20 protein-coding genes are annotated in these 17,317 nt (G+C 65.7%); 6 read left to right on the top strand and 14 right to left on the bottom strand.

Annotation, left to right across the window (positions count from 1 at the left end; genetic code table 11):
* Positions 1 to 101: 101 nt before the first annotated feature.
* Positions 102 to 1,442, top strand: coding sequence for a hemolysin family protein (locus H3H37_RS04645; protein WP_182160475.1), 1,341 nt, complete (start codon positions 102 to 104; stop codon positions 1,440 to 1,442).
* Here the strand turns inward: H3H37_RS04645 and H3H37_RS04640 are convergent.
* The 6 genes from H3H37_RS04640 to H3H37_RS04615 are packed head-to-tail and all read right to left on the bottom strand — an operon-like array spanning position 1,439 to position 6,560.
* Positions 1,439 to 2,482 carry an AI-2E family transporter gene (locus tag H3H37_RS04640; protein ID WP_182160474.1) on the bottom strand — a complete coding sequence of 348 codons (1,044 nt, stop codon included), beginning with the start codon at positions 2,480 to 2,482 and terminating at the stop codon, positions 1,439 to 1,441. The genes H3H37_RS04645 and H3H37_RS04640 overlap by 4 nt on opposite strands.
* 53 nt (positions 2,483 to 2,535) lie before the next feature.
* On the bottom strand, positions 2,536 to 3,135 hold the full coding sequence (locus H3H37_RS04635; protein WP_182160473.1) for an SCO family protein: 600 nt from the start codon (positions 3,133 to 3,135) through the stop codon (positions 2,536 to 2,538).
* 8 nt (positions 3,136 to 3,143) lie between these two features.
* Positions 3,144 to 4,037: a heme o synthase gene (cyoE, locus tag H3H37_RS04630; RefSeq protein WP_182160472.1), complete on the bottom strand. Its 894-nt coding sequence runs from the start codon at positions 4,035 to 4,037 to the stop codon at positions 3,144 to 3,146.
* Positions 4,037 to 5,200, bottom strand: coding sequence for a COX15/CtaA family protein (locus tag H3H37_RS04625; protein ID WP_229218658.1), 1,164 nt, complete (start codon positions 5,198 to 5,200; stop codon positions 4,037 to 4,039). The genes cyoE and H3H37_RS04625 overlap by 1 nt, the downstream gene beginning before the upstream one ends.
* 6 nt (positions 5,201 to 5,206) lie before the next feature.
* Positions 5,207 to 5,797, bottom strand: a complete 591-nt coding sequence (locus tag H3H37_RS04620; protein ID WP_182160676.1) for an SCO family protein — start codon at positions 5,795 to 5,797, stop codon at positions 5,207 to 5,209.
* Positions 5,798 to 5,828: 31 nt separating this feature from the next.
* Positions 5,829 to 6,560: an SURF1 family protein gene (locus tag H3H37_RS04615; protein WP_182160471.1), complete on the bottom strand. Its 732-nt coding sequence runs from the start codon at positions 6,558 to 6,560 to the stop codon at positions 5,829 to 5,831.
* 39 nt (positions 6,561 to 6,599) lie between these two features.
* On the opposite strand from H3H37_RS04615, the gene H3H37_RS04610 reads away from it, so the two are divergent.
* The gene (locus tag H3H37_RS04610; RefSeq protein ID WP_182160470.1) at positions 6,600 to 6,803 is read left to right on the top strand and encodes a twin transmembrane helix small protein; all 204 of its coding nucleotides are present in this window, start codon (positions 6,600 to 6,602) and stop codon (positions 6,801 to 6,803) included.
* A gap of 130 nt (positions 6,804 to 6,933) precedes the next feature.
* Here H3H37_RS04610 and H3H37_RS04605 read toward each other — a convergent pair whose 3' ends face one another.
* From H3H37_RS04605 to H3H37_RS04580, 7 genes are all read right to left on the bottom strand, one after another.
* Positions 6,934 to 7,794 (bottom strand): cytochrome c oxidase subunit 3, encoded by an 861-nt coding sequence (locus tag H3H37_RS04605; RefSeq protein ID WP_182160469.1) that lies wholly within the window; start codon positions 7,792 to 7,794, stop codon positions 6,934 to 6,936.
* A 41-nt stretch (positions 7,795 to 7,835) separates the two neighbouring features.
* Positions 7,836 to 8,048, bottom strand: coding sequence for a DUF2970 domain-containing protein (locus tag H3H37_RS04600; protein WP_182160468.1), 213 nt, complete (start codon positions 8,046 to 8,048; stop codon positions 7,836 to 7,838).
* 14 nt (positions 8,049 to 8,062) lie between these two features.
* Entirely contained in the window at positions 8,063 to 8,614 is a 552-nt protein-coding gene (locus H3H37_RS04595) for a cytochrome c oxidase assembly protein (protein ID WP_182160467.1), read from the bottom strand.
* 7 nt (positions 8,615 to 8,621) lie between these two features.
* Positions 8,622 to 8,729: a cytochrome oxidase small assembly protein gene (locus tag H3H37_RS25620; protein ID WP_220456333.1), complete on the bottom strand. Its 108-nt coding sequence runs from the start codon at positions 8,727 to 8,729 to the stop codon at positions 8,622 to 8,624.
* A 63-nt stretch (positions 8,730 to 8,792) separates the two neighbouring features.
* Complete coding sequence (gene ctaD, locus H3H37_RS04590; protein ID WP_182160466.1) at positions 8,793 to 10,388, bottom strand: cytochrome c oxidase subunit I; 1,596 nt, start codon at positions 10,386 to 10,388, stop codon at positions 8,793 to 8,795.
* Between the two features lie 13 nt (positions 10,389 to 10,401).
* Positions 10,402 to 11,625 carry a cytochrome c oxidase subunit II gene (coxB, locus tag H3H37_RS04585; protein WP_182160465.1) on the bottom strand — a complete coding sequence of 408 codons (1,224 nt, stop codon included), beginning with the start codon at positions 11,623 to 11,625 and terminating at the stop codon, positions 10,402 to 10,404.
* Between the two features lie 462 nt (positions 11,626 to 12,087).
* Positions 12,088 to 13,011: a methyltransferase domain-containing protein gene (locus H3H37_RS04580; protein WP_182160464.1), complete on the bottom strand. Its 924-nt coding sequence runs from the start codon at positions 13,009 to 13,011 to the stop codon at positions 12,088 to 12,090.
* Positions 13,012 to 13,110: 99 nt separating this feature from the next.
* Here H3H37_RS04580 and H3H37_RS04575 point away from each other — a divergent pair, with 99 nt between their 5' ends.
* Both H3H37_RS04575 and trmL read left to right on the top strand, forming a co-directional pair.
* Complete coding sequence (locus H3H37_RS04575) at positions 13,111 to 13,863, top strand: ComF family protein (RefSeq protein WP_182160463.1); 753 nt, start codon at positions 13,111 to 13,113, stop codon at positions 13,861 to 13,863.
* A gap of 18 nt (positions 13,864 to 13,881) precedes the next feature.
* Complete coding sequence (gene trmL, locus H3H37_RS04570; RefSeq protein WP_182160462.1) at positions 13,882 to 14,352, top strand: tRNA (uridine(34)/cytosine(34)/5-carboxymethylaminomethyluridine(34)-2'-O)-methyltransferase TrmL; 471 nt, start codon at positions 13,882 to 13,884, stop codon at positions 14,350 to 14,352.
* 61 nt (positions 14,353 to 14,413) lie between these two features.
* On the opposite strand, the gene H3H37_RS04565 is transcribed toward trmL, so the two are convergent.
* A complete protein-coding gene (locus tag H3H37_RS04565) occupies positions 14,414 to 15,319 on the bottom strand; it encodes a DJ-1/PfpI family protein (RefSeq protein WP_182160461.1) in 906 nt (301 codons plus the stop codon).
* 147 nt (positions 15,320 to 15,466) lie between these two features.
* On the opposite strand from H3H37_RS04565, the gene H3H37_RS04560 reads away from it, so the two are divergent.
* Both H3H37_RS04560 and H3H37_RS04555 read left to right on the top strand, forming a co-directional pair.
* Positions 15,467 to 16,555 carry a sensor histidine kinase gene (locus tag H3H37_RS04560; RefSeq protein ID WP_182160460.1) on the top strand — a complete coding sequence of 363 codons (1,089 nt, stop codon included), beginning with the start codon at positions 15,467 to 15,469 and terminating at the stop codon, positions 16,553 to 16,555.
* Positions 16,552 to 17,277 carry a LytR/AlgR family response regulator transcription factor gene (locus tag H3H37_RS04555; protein WP_182160459.1) on the top strand — a complete coding sequence of 242 codons (726 nt, stop codon included), beginning with the start codon at positions 16,552 to 16,554 and terminating at the stop codon, positions 17,275 to 17,277. The genes H3H37_RS04560 and H3H37_RS04555 overlap by 4 nt, the downstream gene beginning before the upstream one ends.
* The last annotated feature ends 40 nt before the right edge of the window (positions 17,278 to 17,317 follow it).

The following is a 17,317-nucleotide window of genomic DNA, read 5'->3' as shown; positions in this document are numbered from 1 at the left end:
GCGCCGCGTCAAACCGCCAGGGCGCGGGACGCGAAAATTGCGCTGCCGGGGTGCCGGGTCGGCTAAGATGCAGGTTTTGAACGCCCGCCAAGCGCGCCCCTATGCAAAACCTCCTGCTCGTCCTGCTCGCCCTCGTCCTGGTCGCGCTCAACGGCTTCTTCGTGGCGGCCGAATTCGGCATCGTCACGCTGCGCCCCACCCGCATCCGCGCCATCGCCAAAAGCCAGGGCCTGCGCGGGCGCACGCTGGCCAAGGTGCACGGCGATCTGGATGCTTACCTGTCGGCCTGCCAACTCGGCATCACGCTAGCCTCGCTGGGCCTGGGCTGGGTCGGCGAGCCGGCCTTCGCCGGTCTGCTGGAACCGCTGTTCGCCGCCCTCGGCGTGACGTCGCCGCAGCTGATCCACGGGGTGGCCTTCGCGCTGGCGTTCACCGTCATCTCGTTCCTGCACATCGTGGTGGGCGAACTGGCGCCCAAGTCGCTGGCGATCCGCATGCCCGAAGCGATCGGCCTGTGGAGCGCGCTGCCGCTGTACGGCTTCTACTGGGCCATGTACCCGGCCATCTGGCTGCTCAACGCCAGCGCCGGCATGGTGCTGGGCCTGGCGGGCCTGTCCGGCAAGGGCGGCCACGAGGCGCATTACTCGGTCGATGAACTGAAGCTCATCCTGCGCAGCAACCAGCCGGGCCAGAAGTACAGCAAGGAGGAGCGCAACATCCTGGCCCACTCGCTCGAATTCAGCGAGTTGTCCGTCTCCGACCTGATGCGGCCCATCAATGAGGTGATCGCGCTGCACGCCGACCTGCCGCTGGAGGAGAACCTGCAGACCATGCTGCGCAACCGCTTCAGCCGCTACCCGTATTACGACGCGGACGGCGAGACGGTGCTGGGCCTGATCCACCTGAAAGACCTGTTCTTCGCCCAACAATCGGGCAAGCCGGTGACCGACCTGGCGCCGCTGCTGCGGCCGGTGGAGACCATCTCCGCGCGCACGCCCGCGCTGGAACAGTTCCGCCGCTTCCGCGACGGCGCGCCCCACTTCGCGCTGATCGGTGAAAAAGGCAAAAGGCCGCTGGGCTTCATCACGCTCGACAACCTGCTGGGCGCCATGGTCGGCGAAATCCACGACGAATTCCGCCTCAACGAGAACGACTGGCTCAAGCAGCCCGACGGCACGCTGGTGGGCAAGGCCAGCCTGCCCATCTTCTCGCTGGAGCGGGCGCTGGGCATCGACATCGAGAACGAGGAACTGGGGCTGGACGAAGTGGAATCGGTGGGCGGCCTGCTGATGCTCAAGCTGGGCGACATCCCCAAGCAGGGCCAGCGCGTGAGCTTCCGCTACTTCGACATCGTGGCGAAGAAGATGACGGGGCCGCGCATCCTGCTGGTGAAAGTGATCCCCAAGGCGGCGCCGCCCGACGATACGGACGACCTGGACTAATCGACCGTGGGGGCGTCGCCCCAGTGCCGCAACAGGCCCAGGCCCACGGCCAGCAGCGTGGGGCCGATGAACAGGCCGACGAAGCCGAACGCCAGCACGCCGCCCATCACGCCCAGCAGCACCAGGATGAACGGCAGGCTGCTGCCACGGCTGATCAGCATGGGCTTGACCACGTTGTCCACGCCGCTGATGGCGAAGAAACCCCACACCAGCATGAACACGCCCCACCCGGTGCGGCCTTCGTTGAACAGCCAGACGGCGGCGCCGCCCCAGATCAGCGGCGGCCCCACGGGGATCAGCGACAGCACGAAGGTGGTGATCGACAGCAGCGCCACGGCGGGCACGCCGGCCAGCGCCAGCCCGATCGCGGCCACGCCGGCCTGCGCCAGCGCCGTGCCCAGCAGGCCATACATCACGCCGCGCACGGTGCGGCCCACGGTGTCGGCCACGGCCTCGCCCTGCTCGCCAATCAGCTTGGCCATGCCGCCGCGCACCAGCGCCACGATGGAATGGCCGTCGCGGTACAGGAAGAAGCACACGAACACGGCCAGGCTGACCTGCGCCACGCCGCGCCCCAGCACCAGACTGCCGCCCAGCAGCAATTTGCGCGCCGGTTCCAGCAGGCGCTGGGCCAGCGCAATCAGTTCCTCGCGGCTGGCCACCAGCTTGCGCAGGTAGGCGTCGACCGGCTCGCCCACCAGCGGCAATTGCTTGAGCCAGGGCGGCGGGACGATGGTGCCGTCGTCGAGGGCGGCGCGCACCTGGTCGAAATAGCTGGCCGCGTTGTCGGCCACGCTCCACGCCACCAGCGCCAGCGGCACCAGGATCACCAGCGTGAGCGAGGTGGTCATCAGCGCGGCGGCCAGCGTGCGGCGCTGGCGCACGCGGTGCAGCAACCACAGGTACAAGGGCCAGCTGGAGATAGCGATGGCGGCCGCGAACAGGATCGCGGCCAGGAACGGCTGCAGCACGATCAGGCAGCCGAGGATCAGCAGCACGGTGGCCGCCAGGCGGGTGTAGGGTTGGAAGCGCTGCTCCATGCATTCCCCGGTCGGTTGGACGGCGGGCGGCGCGGCGCCGCCCGGTCAGGCTGTCAGTTCAGCAGCAGCTTGAGGTCGTGCACGATGGGCTCGGGGCCCAGGCCGTGGCGCACGAACAGGCGCAGCTTGCCCGTCTTGTCGAACACATAGCTGCCGGCCGTGTGGTCGACCGTGTAGCTGTCCTTGGTCTTGCCCGGCACCTTGGCGTAGAACACCTTGAATTCCTTGGCCACGGCGGCCGTCTGCTCCGGCGTGCCATACAGGCCGATGAAGCGCTTGTCGAACGCGGGCACATACTGGGCCAGCAGCGCCTGGGTGTCGCGCTCGGGATCGACGGTCACGAACAGCACCTGCACCTGGTCCGACAACGGGCCCAGGGCCTGCATCACGCTCTCCATTTCCGCCATCGTGGTCGGGCATACGTCCGGGCACTGGGTATAGCCGAAGAACATCACCACGGCCTTGCCCTTGAAGTCGGCCAGCTTGCGCGGCTTGCCCGTGTGGTCGGTCAGCGCGAAATCGTGCGCGTAATCGAGGCCGGACAGGTCGGTATTCTTGAATTCCACTTTCGGCAGCGCGGGCTTTTCGCCGCAGCCGGCCAGCGGACCGGCGGCCAGTACGGCCAGCGTCAACAGGGCTAACAGTTTTTTCATGGTGTGCTTTAAAACTTGAAGTAGTGGTCCACCAGCAGCGCGGCGAACAGCAGCGACAGGTAGATGATGGACCAGGTGAAGGCCTTGCGGGCAATCAGGTCGGTGTAGTGACGGTAGATTTTCCACGCATGGTGCAGGAACACGGCGTTCAGCACCACGGCGCTGGCCAGGTAAATCAGGCCGCTCATGTGGACGGCGAACGGCAGCAAGGTGGTGGCGGCCAGCGCGATCGTATAGAGCAGCACGTGGAACTGGGTGAACGGCAGGCCGTGCGTGACGGGCAGCATGGGCAGGCCGGAGCGGGCGTAGTCGTCGCGCCGGTACATGGCCAGCGCCCAGAAGTGCGGCGGGGTCCAGACAAAGATGATCAGCACCAGCAGCCAGGCTTGCATCGGCACGTCGTTGGCCACGGCGGCCCAGCCCAGCGCGGGCGGCATGGCGCCCGACAGGCCGCCGATGACGATGTTCTGCGGCGTGGCCGGCTTGAGGATCATGGTGTAGATCACGGCGTAGCCGACGAAGGTGACGAAGGTCAGCCACATGGTCAGCGGGTTCACCAGCGCGTACAAAATCCACATGCCGGCGCCGCCGATGATGGCCGAATACAGCATGGTCTCGCTGACGCTCAGCTCACCGGTGGCCACCGCGCGGCGCGCCGTGCGCGCCATGCGCGCGTCGATCTCGCGCTCGGCCAGGCAGTTGACGGCGAACGCGGCGCCGGCCAGCAGCCAGATGCCGACCGTGGCGGCCACCACCACGCGCCAGTCGGGCATGCCGTCGGTGGCCAGGAACATGCCGATCACGGCGCAGAACACGGCCAGTTGGGTCACGCGGGGCTTGGTCAGCGTCCAGTATTGGGCGAAACGGTTGCTGGGTTTATGGGTGGCGGTGTGGGTCGTCATTAGTGGTGTCTGGCAGCGGTGGCTTGCGGGAATACGGCGCTGGCGGCTGCCTTCTGCGCAATCTCGAATTGGAACTTAGCCCGGTAGTTTAACATGGTCAGCAACAGCACCAGCAGCGCCGCCCCGGCGTTATGGAGCACGGCGATGGCCAGCGGATAGTTGAGGAAGATGGTGGCCACGCCCGTGCACAGCTGCGCCGCCAGCACCACGGCGATGGCGCGCGCCGTCTTGTGCAGGGCCGTGTGGCCCCAGGCGCGGAACGCCGTGTAGCCGGCCACCAGCGCCACCACGAAGGCGAAATTGCGGTGCACCCAGTGGATGGCCGTCAGCGCGGCGAACGGCAGGTAGTGGCCGGCGGCCGTCTTGCCCAGCTCACGCCACAGCGTGAAACCGTGTTCGACATCCATCTCCGGCACCAGCTTGCCGCCGCACAGGGGGAAGTCGGTGCAGGCCAGCGTGGCGTAGTTGGTGCTCACCCAGCCGCCCAGCGCCAGTTGCACCAGCAGCAACGCGCCCGATAGCGCCGCCAGCAGCCGGATGTTGCGCATGGCCGGCGGCGAGCCGGTCACCGTGCGCACGGGGGCGATCAGCTGGTCCTGGCGGCCGCCATACCACGTGAGCAGGGCCAGCAAGCCCATGCCCAGCAGCAGGTGGGTGGTGACGATCACGGGCTGCAGCTTGAGCGTGACGGTCCAGGCGCCGAACGCGCCCTGCAGGCAGACGAAGGCCAGCAGCGCCGTCGGCAGCCAGGGCGCGTATTCCGCGCGGCTACGGTCACGCAGCCAGTGGCGCCACGATTGCACCACCATGGCCACGATCAGCACCCCGATCGTCATGGCCAGGTAGCGGTGGATCATCTCGATCCAGGCCTTGGCCACCGTCACCGGGCCGCTGGGCAGCAGCGCTTCGGCGGCCTGGATCTGCTCGTGGGCCAGGAAGGGGTTGGCCGTGCCGTAGCAGCCGGGCCAGTCGGGACAGCCGAGGCCGGAGTCCGTCAGGCGCGTGAAGGCGCCGAACACGATCAGGTCGAAGGTGAGGAACACGCACACCCACACCAGCTTGCGGTACTTGCTGGTGTCGGACGAGGTCCACACGATGGACAGCGGCAGCAGGGCCACCAGCAGCGCGGTGATGGCCATTTGGGGCAAGGTGGCGGCATGCATGATGGTTCAACCTATGGCGGAAGCCTTGAGCAGTTTGGCCAGGTCCTTCTTCACCTTGGCCATTTTATCGATATCGGACGAGACGGCGCGCGCCGGGAAGCGCATCATCAGGTTGCCCAGCGGGTCGATCAGGAACACGTGCTCGCTGAGCGGGCCGTCCGTGCCGGGCGGCAGCCACTTCTCCACCGCGCTGGCCGGCGCGCGCAGCATGTGGGTGCCGTCGTTCACGCGCAGCAGCATGGTGTCCAGCGGCGCGTCGTCCGTGATCAGCCAGACCCGCTCGATGCGTTCCATGTCCTTGCCCTGCATGGTGCGCAGCTGGCGCATGGCGAACAACTGGTCCTGGCAATCCTGCTGGCAGTCGGACGGGCCCACCTTGAGCATGATCCACTTGCCCTTGTAGTCGCCCAGCGTGGCCGGCTTGCCGTCCAGCGTGGTGCTGGCCATGGCGGGGATCGGGTACTGGCGCGGGTCGATCAGATCGCCGTAGTTGGTGCGGCCGCTGGGCTTGATCACGTAGTAGGTGAAGTAGGAGGCGATCAGCGGCGCCGCGCACACGGCCAGCACGGCCAGCAGTTTCCAGCGCCCGCGCGCCATCTGCCGCGCCGCCGGGTCGATATTGGCCGTCTTATTTTCCACTGCTTTTTCCACGTCGGTATCCATTCCACACATAAAAGATGATGGCCATCGCCGCCAGTGCGTACCACTGGAAGGCGTAGCCGCGATGTTTGTCCACACCCAGCGCCGGCGCCGGCCAGTCGCGCACCAGCGGCGCGTCGTCCGGGCCGGCGACGCCGGCCTGCTCGACCACGAACGGCGCTAGCGCCAGGCCGCTGACCGCCGCCACCTGGGCCGGGTCCGCGTTCTGCACGATGGCGCCCGGACGCAGCACGGGCGCGGCGCCCAGCTGCATCACATGGCCCGCGTTCTGGCGCGCCACGCCCTCCAGCGTGACGGTGCCGGCCGGGGTGGCGTAGGCGGGCAGCTTGTCGCGCTGCACCGGATCGCGCGGCAGCCAGCCGCGCGCCACCAGTACGGCGCCGGCCGTGCCGTCGATGCGGAACGGCATCAGCACGTAGAAGCCGGCCCGGCCCTGGTATGGCCGGTTATCCAGGTACAGCGGCCAGTCCGTCACGAACTGCCCGCGCACGCGCACGCGGCGGAATTCGGCGTCGGCCGCCGCCACGGTGCGGCCATCGAGCACCAGCGGTGCGGCGGCGGCGCCCTGCGCCAGCCGCGCCTGCAGCGCCAGCTTCTCCGCCGCGCGCCGTTCTTGCCAATTTCCCAAGGCGATACCGAGCGCCACCACCAGCACGGTGGCCGCCAATGGGATAAGTTTAAACCGGAAGGCGATACGCATTACAATGGTGCCTCAAATCTCTCTACAGTCTATCGCGCCATGAAAATTGCCGTCGCCATCGCCTTCATCCTGATCATCGGCAGCCTGGGTTCGGCGCTGTTCTTCCTCATGCGCGACAAGGGCAAAAGCAACAACACGGTGCGCGCGCTGGCCGTGCGGGTGGGCCTGTCGATCACGCTGTTCCTGCTGATCCTGCTTGGCTACAAGCTCGGCTACATCCAGCCCACCGGCATCCGCCAATAAGCCGAAAATAAGGCGCCAATAAGCCGCCAATAAGCGCTCCTCCTGCCACGAAAAAAGCCGCATCCGGGTCTGCCCCGCATGCGGCTTTTTCAGCTTCGCGGCTGGCGCGCCGCGAAGAATTATAGCGCTCTTACATCCAGTACACGACCACGTACAGGGCCAGCCAGACCACGTCCACGAAGTGCCAGTACCAGGCCGCGCCTTCGAAGGCGAAGTGGTGGTCGGGCGTGAAGTGGCCGCGCAGCACGCGGTACAGCACCACCGACAGCATGATCGCGCCCATGGTCACGTGGAAGCCGTGGAAGCCGGTCAGCATGAAGAAGGTGGAACCGTAGATGCCCGAGGTCAGCTTCAGGTTCAGCTCGCTGTAGGCGTGCATGTATTCGAAGGCCTGGAAGCCCATGAAGGTTGCGCCCAGCAGGATGGTCAGGAACAGCCAGAATGCCGTCTTGCCGCGATGGCCAGCGCGCAGCGCGTGGTGCGAGATGGTCAGCGTCAGGCCCGAGGTCAGCAGCAGCGCCGTGTTCAGGGTCGGGATCGGGAACGGACCCATGGTCTTGAATTCCTGGATAGTGCCGGCCGGGCCCGCATTGCCCCAGTGGGCCGAGAAATCAGGCCACAGGATCTTGTGGTCCAGGTCACCCAGCCATGGCATGGTGATGCTGCGTGCATAGAACAGGGCGCCGAAGAACGCGCCGAAGAACATCACCTCCGAGAAGATGAACCAGCTCATGGACCAGCGGTAGGAGTGGTCGATGCGCTGGCTGTACAAGCCCTTCTCCGACTCGCCGATGGCGTCGCCGAACCAGAAGTACAGCACCGTGATGATGCCGGCCAGTCCGACCAGGTTGGCGGCCGGGCCCCACGATACATCGTTCACCCAGGCCGACGCGCCAGCCATGGTCAACAGCAGCGACAGGCCGGCCAGCAGCGGCCACTTGGATGGACCAGGCACGAAGTAGTACGGTGCCGAGGCGTTTTGTGAACTCATCTTCATCTCCCTAAATCTAACTGTATGCGTGAATGCTGCTTTTATTTTGAAACGACAAATTTAACGATCGATATCAGTAACGCAATGAACAGGGCCACCCCGATCAAGCCGGCGATGATGACGTGCACGGGATTCAGTTTAGCCGAATCCGTGTCGAAATCACTTTTGCGGCGCAGGCCGAAGAAAGACCAGAACACCGCCTTCATGGAGTACAGGAACGACGCCTGCTGCTGCGGTTTCTTCACTTCATCCATGGCGTCCACCTTGCTCACTTCGAGGCCGTCTTGTCCAGACCGGCGATTTCAAAAAACGTGTACGACAGCGTGATCGTCTTCACATCCTTGGGCAGGGCCGGGTCGATGTAGAACACGACCGGCATCTGCCGCGCCTCGTTCGCCTTCAGGGTCTGCTGCTTGAAACAGAAGCATTCCACCTTCTTGAAGTGCGGCGTGGCGCTTTGCGGCGCGTAACTGGGGATGGCCTGGGCCTGCACCGTGCGCGGCTGCGTGTTGACCACTTCATACAACACCGTCTGCAACTGGCCCGGATGCACCTTGACGCTGGCCACCACGGGCCGGAAGCGCCACGGCCCTTGGGCGTTGCCGTCGAACTCCACGGTGATGGTGCGGCTCGCGTCCACCTGGGTGTTCTGGTCCAGCGTCACCGTGCCATCCTTCTGCGTCAGCACGTTGATCCCCAAGACTTCGCAGATCTGCTTGTAGACGGGAATCAAGGCGTAGCCGAAGCCGAACATCATGACGGCGATGACGAGCAGCTTGCCCAGCAATTGCCGGTTCAGGCCGCGGGTTTCCTGGTCCATGGCCACGTCAGCTCAGCCAGATGTGCTTGACGAACACGGACACGAAGAACACCAGCGCCACCGACGCCAGGATCAGGCCGGTCCTCACATTGTTTGGTTTATTCGCTTGCGACATGATTTCCTGCTCGCTGCTGTATCGATCGTTGGCGGACCGCCGGCTGGCGGCCCGCCCTTGTCATTACTTGACGGTTGGTGGCGTCTCGAAGGTGTGGAACGGCGCCGGGCTAGGCACGGTCCATTCCAGGCCTTCCGCACCATCCCATGGCTTGGTCTCGGCCTTCTTGCCGCCACGGATGGTCGGCAGCACGACGAAGAACAGGAAGAACGCTTGCGACAGGCCGAAACCGAAGGCGCCGATGGAAGCGATCATGTTGAAGTCCGTGAACTGCGCCGGGTAGTCGGCGTAGCGGCGCGGCATGCCGGCCAGGCCCAGGAAGTGCATCGGGAAGAAGGTCACGTTGAAGGTGATCAGCGACAGCCAGAAGTGCAGCTTGCCCATGGTTTCGTTGTACATGTGGCCGGTCCATTTCGGCGACCAGTAGTAGAAACCGGCGAACAGCGCGAACAGCGAGCCGGCCACCAGCACGTAGTGGAAGTGGGCCACCACGTAGTAGGTGTCCTGCAGCTGGATGTCGATCGGGGTCACAGCCAGGATCAGGCCGGTGAAGCCGCCCATGGTGAACACGAAGATGAAGCCGACCGCGAACAGCATCGGCGTTTCAAACGTCATGGAACCTTTCCACATAGTGGCGATCCAGTTGAACACCTTCACGCCCGTGGGCACGGCGATCAGCATGGTGGCGTACATGAAGAACAGCTGCGAGGTCACCGGCATGCCGGTGGTGAACATGTGGTGGGCCCACACGATGAACGACAGGATGGCGATCGAGGCGGTGGCGTACACCATCGAAGCGTAGCCGAACAGCGGCTTGCGGGCGAAGGCCGGCAGGATCTGCGACACGATGCCGAACGCCGGCAGGATCATGATGTAGACCTCGGGGTGGCCGAAGAACCAGAAGATGTGCTGGTACATGACGGGGTCGCCGCCGCCGGCCGCGTTGAAGAACGAGGTGCCGAAGTGGCGGTCGGTCAGGGTCATGGTGATGGCGCCGGCCAGCACGGGCATCACGGCGATCAGCAGGTAGGCCGTGATCAGCCAGGTCCAGCAGAACATCGGCATCTTCATCAGCGTCATGCCGGGCGCGCGCATGTTGAGGATGGTGACGATGATGTTGATCGAACCCATGATGGACGAGGCACCCATCAGGTGCATGGCGAAGATACCCATGTCCATGCCGATGCCCATCTGGCTCGACAGCGGCGCGTACAGCGTCCAGCCGGCGGCCGTGGCGCCACCAGGGACGAAGAACGACGACGCCAGCAGGATGGCGGCCGGTGGCAGCAGCCAGAACGAGAAGTTGTTCATGCGGGCGAAGGCCATGTCGGAGGCGCCGATCTGCAGCGGGATCATCCAGTTGGCGTAGCCGACGAAGGCCGGCATGATGGCGCCGAACACCATCACCAGGCCGTGCATGGTGGTCAGCTGGTTGAAGAATTCAGGCTGGAAGAACTGCAGGCCGGGCTTGAACAGCTCGGTGCGGATCATCAGGGCCAGCACGCCGCCCGACAGCAGCATGATGAAGGAGAACCACAGGTACAGCGTGCCGATATCCTTGTGGTTGGTGGCGAACAACCAGCGCGACAGGCCGTGCGGGTGGTCGTGCGCGTGGTCGTGCGCGTGATCGTGTGCGTGATCCAAAGTGCTTGTGCTCATGTAAGTCCCCTAATTACTTGCGTGCAGCCGCGACTTCGGCTGGTTGAACGATGTTTTCGGCGGCCTTGTTCGACCAGTTGTTGCGGGTGTAGGTGATCACAGCCGCAATTTCCGTATCCGACAGCTGTTTCCATGCTGGCATCTCGCCAGGGAACTTGCCGCTCTTCTTGCCGTTCAGCAGAACGTGGATCTGGTCCGCCTTGGGACCGTTGACGACGGGCGAACCGTCCAGCGCGGCGAACGCGCCGGGCAGACCCTTGCCGGTGGCCTGGTGGCAGACCACGCAGTTGGTGGCGTACACTTTCTCGCCCTTGGTTTTCAGTTCATCGATGGTCCACACCTTGCTCGGATCTTCCGCCAGCGCGGCCATTTCCTTGAGCTTGCCGTCGACCCAGACCTTGTACTCGTCTTCCGTCACGACCTTGACCACGATGGGCATGAAGGCGTGTTCCTTGCCGCACAGTTCGGCGCAATTGCCGCGGTAGGTGCCGGTGTGCTCGGCCTTGAACCAGGTGTCGCGCACGAAGCCGGGGATGGCATCCTGCTTGACGGCGAAGGCGGGGATGGACCAGGCGTGGATCACGTCATTGGCCGTGGTGACGATGCGGATCTTCTTGTTGACCGGCACCACCACTTCGTTGTCGACTTCGATCAGGTAATTCTCGCCGCGCGGCTGGGTCGGCGCCACGCCGGGCGCGCCCACTTGCGCGCGCGGGGTGGACAGGTTGGACAGGAAGGAAATGCCCTGGCCCTCGCCCTTCAGGTAATCGTAGCCCCATTTCCACTGCATTCCGGTGGCCTTGATGGTGATGTCGGCGTTGGAGGTGTCTTTCATGCCGACCACGGTGCGGGTGGCGGGCAGCGCCATGCCGATCACGATCAGGAACGGCACCACGGTCCAGGCGATCTCGACTGCGGTCGATTCATGGAAGGTGGCAGGCTTGTGGCCCAGCGACTTGCGGTGCTTGATAATCGAATAGAACATCACGCCGAACACGGCGACGAAGATGACCATGCAGATCACCATCATCCAGGTGTGCAGGCTATAGACTTCGGTCGCGATCTGGGTCGCCGGTGCCTGCAGGTTCAGTTCGTGCACCATGGGACCGCCGGTACCGCCCGTGGCCGCCGTGTAGGTGCCGGCCGCCACCGGGGCGTCGGCCGCCCACGCCGGCATGCCCGCCGCTGAGACCAGCAGCCCGAGCATCAACGATTGAAGTCGCTTTGCATGTTTCATGTTTTCCCCAACCACCAAAAAAAATGGATATATTTTTTTTAAAACGGCGTGAAGATTCGATGAGTTGAACCGCCGCCGCTCCTTAAACACCTTCAGACCCGGCCCGGCGCGCCCGCAAAAAACATCAGGCTGCGATAGAGCAGAATCTTGATATTTCGCCAAGCGTACCTAATATTACTATCAGATGCCCGGCCTGCACTAGCAATTACTCTTCGCCTCCCCGACGCCGCCTATATTAGGTGGGCGATGTCAAGACATGACAAAATTAGTCAACGATTATATAGAACAAAAATGACTTCCATCAAGGAATAATCCTATTTCCCATAGTGGCGGCGCAGCATAATCGCGTCCGAAATGGCCGCACGCGGCCCGGCGGCGGGCCCTCGCGGATCGCCGCTGCGCATCATTTTGATAGCAATTTGATAGTGAATGGGTGGCGGACAGGGCGCCCGCCGGCGTCGCCTAACGCGGCTTGCGGGGCAGATCGAAGCGGATGATGGCCTCGCCCGACGACGTCACGCGCGGGGCGGGACGGAAGGCATGGCCGTAGATGATTTCGAACGACAGGCCCAGCTTGCCATCGGGACGGCGCGCCCGCTCCAGCGCGGCCAGCATCCGGGCCCAGGCCTGGCGGCCGATCAGCCCGCGCCGGCGCGTGGCCAGCGGATTGCCGCCCCAGGCCCGCACGTCGGCCAGCAGCGCCTGCGGCGTATCGTAGGTGACGGTGATCACTTCCATGTCCAGCACCGGCGTGGAAAAGCCCGCCTCCACCAGCTGATCGCCAAAATCGTGCATATCGACGAAGGGCAGGCCGTGCGGCGCCATGTCCACTTCCTCGAACGCAGCCCGCACCTCCTTGAACGTGTCGGGGCCGAAGCAGGAGAACATCAGCAAGCCATCGACCTTGAGCACGCGGCGCCATTCGGCGAACACGCGGTCCGGCTGCGGATGCCAGTGCAGCGCCAGGTTGGACCAGACGAGGTTGACGGCGCCCGGCCCCAGCGGCAGCGCGGCGAAATCGCCGCACAGCAGGTCCACGCCGGACTTGGCCGGCAACAGCTTGCTCATCAACTGGTTGATGGCGCCGGGCCGCGCCGCCCGTGCGCGGGCCGCGCCCACCATGGCCTCGGCCGCGTCCACCCCCAGGATCTGGGCCGCAGGATAGGCTTTTTGCAACATTGCCAGATCGGCGCCCTCGCCGCAGCCGGCGTCGAGCACACGCTGGGGCGACAGCTTGATCAGGCCCAGCCGGTCTTGCATGCGGGCGGCGATCTCGCGCCGCAGGAAGTCGGACGGTTGCACCCGCTGCGGGTGGGCGAAGGCGGCGCGCACGCGCGCCAGGTCGATGGGTGCGCTGAGTTTGGGCGCTTGGGCAGGCACTTGCATGATTCTTAATCAGGAGCGGTGAAGATGCGATAATGTCGGCAGTGTACATGGTTGTAGCCAAACGCGATGCCGACCGCCCCGCCACCGCCGCGCCCGCCTATGCCAGCCAGCGCCCGCGCGCTGCTGCGCCGGGCCGGCACGGCCCTGCAGCGCGGCTTGTTGCCCACCGCCTGCGCGCTGTGCGGCGCCGCCTGCGCCGACACGCTGTGCGCGCCCTGCACCGCCCAGTTTTTCGGCCATGACTGCCCGCGGGTTCCTCGCTGCCATCAATGCGCCAATCCGCTGCCGGCCTGTGCCGATGGCGGGACCGCCCTGTGCGCCGGCTGCCTGCTGCATCCGCCCGCGTTCGACATCACCGCGGTGGCGGCCGATTACTCCCTGCCGCTCGACCAGCTGGTATTGCAGTTAAAATTCGGCCACCGGCTGGCCCACGCGGCGCTGTTCGCCCGGCTGCTGCGCGACGCCGTGCTGGAACGCCCCGGATTCGTGCTGCCAGCCGTGCTGTGCCCCGTGCCGCTGGGACCGCAGCGGCTGGCCGAACGCGGCTACAACCAGGCGCTGGAAATCGCCCGTCCGCTGGCGCGCCTGCTGGGCGTGGCGCTGGCGCCGCGCCTGGCCTGCCGCGTGCACGACACGCCGGCCCAAAGCCGCGTCGCGCCCGACCAGCGCGGCCGCAACGTGGCCCAGGCGTTCGCCGTGACCGATCCGGCGCTGGTGGCAGGCCGCCACATCGGCATCGTCGACGATGTCATGACCAGCGGCCAGACCCTGCATGCGCTGGCCGCCACCTTCAAGCGTTACGGCGCCGCGCGCGTGAGCAACCTGGTGTTCGCGCGCACGCCGCCCCATTGAATTTTTTAGGAGAAGCACTTGTTCCACGTCGTCCTCGTCAACCCGGAAATCCCGCCCAACACGGGCAACGTGATCCGCCTGTGCGCCAACACGGGCGCCCAGTTGCACCTGATCGAACCGCTGGGCTTCCCGCTGGAAGACTCGAAAATGAAGCGCGCCGGCCTCGATTACCACGAATACGCGCAAATGCAGGTGCACAAGAACTGGGACGCCTTCCTGGCCGCCGTGCAGCCGGACCCGGCCCGCATGTTCGCCATGACCACGCACGGCTCGTCGCCGTTCGCCAACGCCAGCTTCCGCCCCGGCGACGTGTTCGTGTTCGGCTCCGAAACGCGCGGCCTGGACCCGGCCCTGCGCGAATCGTTCCCGCCTGCCCAGCGCATCCGCCTGCCGATGCGGCCCGACAACCGCAGCCTGAACCTGTCGAACACGGTGGCCGTGGTGGTGTTTGAGGCCTGGCGCCAGAACGGCTACGCGGGCGGCGCCTGACGCCAGCCCGCACGCACGCGGGCACGCGGGCACGCGGGCGCGGCGCGATGCTCAGCGCAGTTCAGCTCAGGAAACGGCCCGGGTTGGCGTCAAATAACGTCTTGTGCCCGGCCATGCAGAAGTAATAGGTGCGCCCCCGGTACACGGAGGCCGGCGCGCTGGCCTTGTCCACATCCATTTCGCACACCACGCAACAAGGGTGTTGATCAGTCGATACCCTTCGTTTTGCGTAAGCCACGTTGGCATCCGGGTTCAGCCAGCCCTGCCCCTGGTATTCGAGGTGGTCGGCCGTGCGCACGGCCACGTCGCGGCCGCAATAGCGTTCCACCACGCGCAGCGCGAGGTCGATGCCCGAAGACAGGCCGCCCGCGCTGGCCAGCTTGCCCGACTCGACATAGCGCGCGCCGCGCTTCAGCACAATGTCGGGAAATTCCATCTGAAATTGCACGTAAGCGCTGTGGTGCGTGGTCGCCGCCTGTCCCGCCAGCAGGCCGGTCCGGGCCAGCAGGAAAGCGCCCATGCAGACCGACATGGTGAGGTCGGCCGTTTGGGCTGCCGTCCTGATCCAGGCCAGCATGGCCTCGTCCGGATCGCCTTGCGCAGGGATCACGATCACTTTGGGTGCGGGTGCCGTAGCGAACGTGTAATCGGGCACGATGGTCATCCCGCCGGTCGCCCGGACCGGCGCCTTCGTTTCCGCCACCGTGTAGAGCTGGAACACGGGCGGCCCCTTGCGGCCCGGAACGACAACGTTTTCGAACACTTCCCATGGCCCGGCGAAATCGATGACGACGGCTTCGTCCGACAACACGAACGCCACCGGAATGCTGCCCTCGGCCGGCAGCGGCAACGGCGACGGCGCCCGGGTACTTCCGGCACGCTGGCCCCTGGCATGGCCGGTCGCGGGCAATGCCGCCGTCAACCCCAGCGCCGTCGATAAAAGAAAGAGATCGCGTCTGTTCATCATGTGCTTTTCCTTGGCTGTGCGCACCGGCTGGTGGCGAGCAATGAGTTTCCCATCGCGCTGCTGCCGGCACGAGACGCTTGGCTGCACGCCGTCGTGCATTGGCTGCAAACTTTCGCAAAGTGCAATGTTTTACCCTATGATGGCGTCATGAAAACAGCCACTTACCCAGCACCCGGCGCGTGGCGCTACGTGGCCGGCGCCTGGCTGGCGCTGGCCCTGTTCGATGCGACCCAGACCGTGGTGTCGATGCGCGCCATGGGCATGCACCACGCCTGGCTCACGCTGTACCTGGTGACGGCCGCGTCCTGGGCGCCCTGGGCGGTGCTCACGCCCGCCATCCTGCGCCTGCTGGGGCGCTTCCGCCTGCCGTCCGCCAAGCTCCTGCACTGGAGCGTGCATGGCGCGGCCTGCCTGGCCGTCGGCGTGGCATGGGCCACCTGGTCGGCCTTGCTCGAACACGCGACCAATCCCTACGCCTACGCCGCCGGCCCCGGCGCGTTCGGCCCCCTGTGGCAGGCGAAATTCCTCGGCACGGTGGTGGTCGACGTGCTGCTGTATGGCGCCATCGCCGCGCTCAGCATGACGCTCGAAGCCCACAACCGCCTCTGGCAGCAGCGCGCCGCCGGCGCCCGCCTGGCCGAACTGCTGGCGCAGGCGCAACTGGCCGCGCTGCGCCTGCAAATCGAACCACACTTCATCTTCAACGCGCTCAACGCGGTGACCGGACTGATCCGCGAACACCGGGAGCAGGAAGCGATCGCCGCCATCGCCGCGCTGGGCGACCTGCTGCGCCGCGTGACGGACCGCTCGCAGCGCCAGTTCGTGAGCATGGAGGAGGAGATCGATTTCCTGCGCAAGTACCTGGACATCCAGCGCATGCGCTTCGCCGAACGGCTGCGCTACCAGATCGACATTCCCGACGAACTGATGCAGGCGCAGGTGCCCGATTTCATCGCCCAGGCGCTGGTGGAAAACGCCATCAAGCACGGCATCGCCAGGCGTGCCAAAGGCGGCGAAGTGCGCGTGTCGGCCACCTGCGACGGCGCGGTGCTGACTTTGCGCGTCGCCAACGACGGCCCGCCGTTGCCGGAGCCGCTGCAGGAGCGCGTGGGGCTGGCCAATACCCGGCAGCGCCTGCTGGCCCTGTTCGGCGACGCGGCGGCCCTGTCGCTGCACAACCTCGCTGGCCACGGCGTGCTGGCGACCATCACCCTGCCCTACCGCGCGCCCGCATGAATACCACCGCCCAAACGCCATTGCGCGCCCTGATCGTCGACGATGAACCGCTGGCGCGGCGCAATATCGCCGCCTTGCTGGCGCGCGATCCCGGCGTCACCGTCGTCGGGCAATGCGGTTCGGCCGACGAGGCGCTGGCGGCGATCGCCGGAGCCAGCCCCGATCTCGTGTTCCTCGACGTGGAAATGCCGGAATGCGATGGCTTCGCCCTGCTGGAACGGCTCGGCCCGGCGCCAGCGTTCGCCATCGTCTTCGTCACTGCCCACCATCAGTTCGCCCTGCGCGCCTTCGACGTGGGCGCGCTGGACTACCTGTTAAAGCCGTTCGACGACCAGCGCTTTGAACGGGTGCTGGCGCGCGCGAAAGAACGCCTGGCCATGTCCGGCGCCGCGCGACGCTTCCTCATCAGGAACGGCAACACGCTGGAGGTGGTGAAGTTCAGCGAGATCGACTGGGTCGAGGCCAGCGATTATTACTCGACCTTGCACGTCGGCGGCCGCACGCATCTGCTACGGCGCAGCCTGGCGGACCTGGACGCCTTGCTGGCCGCGCATGGCTTCGCCCGCATCCACCGTTCCACCATCGTCAACCTGGAGCGCATCGCCGCGCTCGGTATGCGCGAAGACGGCGAATACGAAGTCGTATTGCGGTGCGCGCGGCGCTTGCGCGTCAGCCGGCGTTACCGCAAGCCAGTGCTGGAACGGCTGGAAACCGCGCTGTAGCAAGGCCAACCGTTTTTGAAGCACACCGCGAACAAGGTTC

The sequence above is a fragment of the Rugamonas brunnea genome (genome assembly GCF_014042345.1).
Lineage (GTDB): Bacteria > Pseudomonadota > Gammaproteobacteria > Burkholderiales > Burkholderiaceae_D > Rugamonas > Rugamonas brunnea.
The sequence above is the reverse complement of the archived record's forward strand: the minus strand, read 5'-3'. Positions and strand labels throughout refer to the sequence as shown.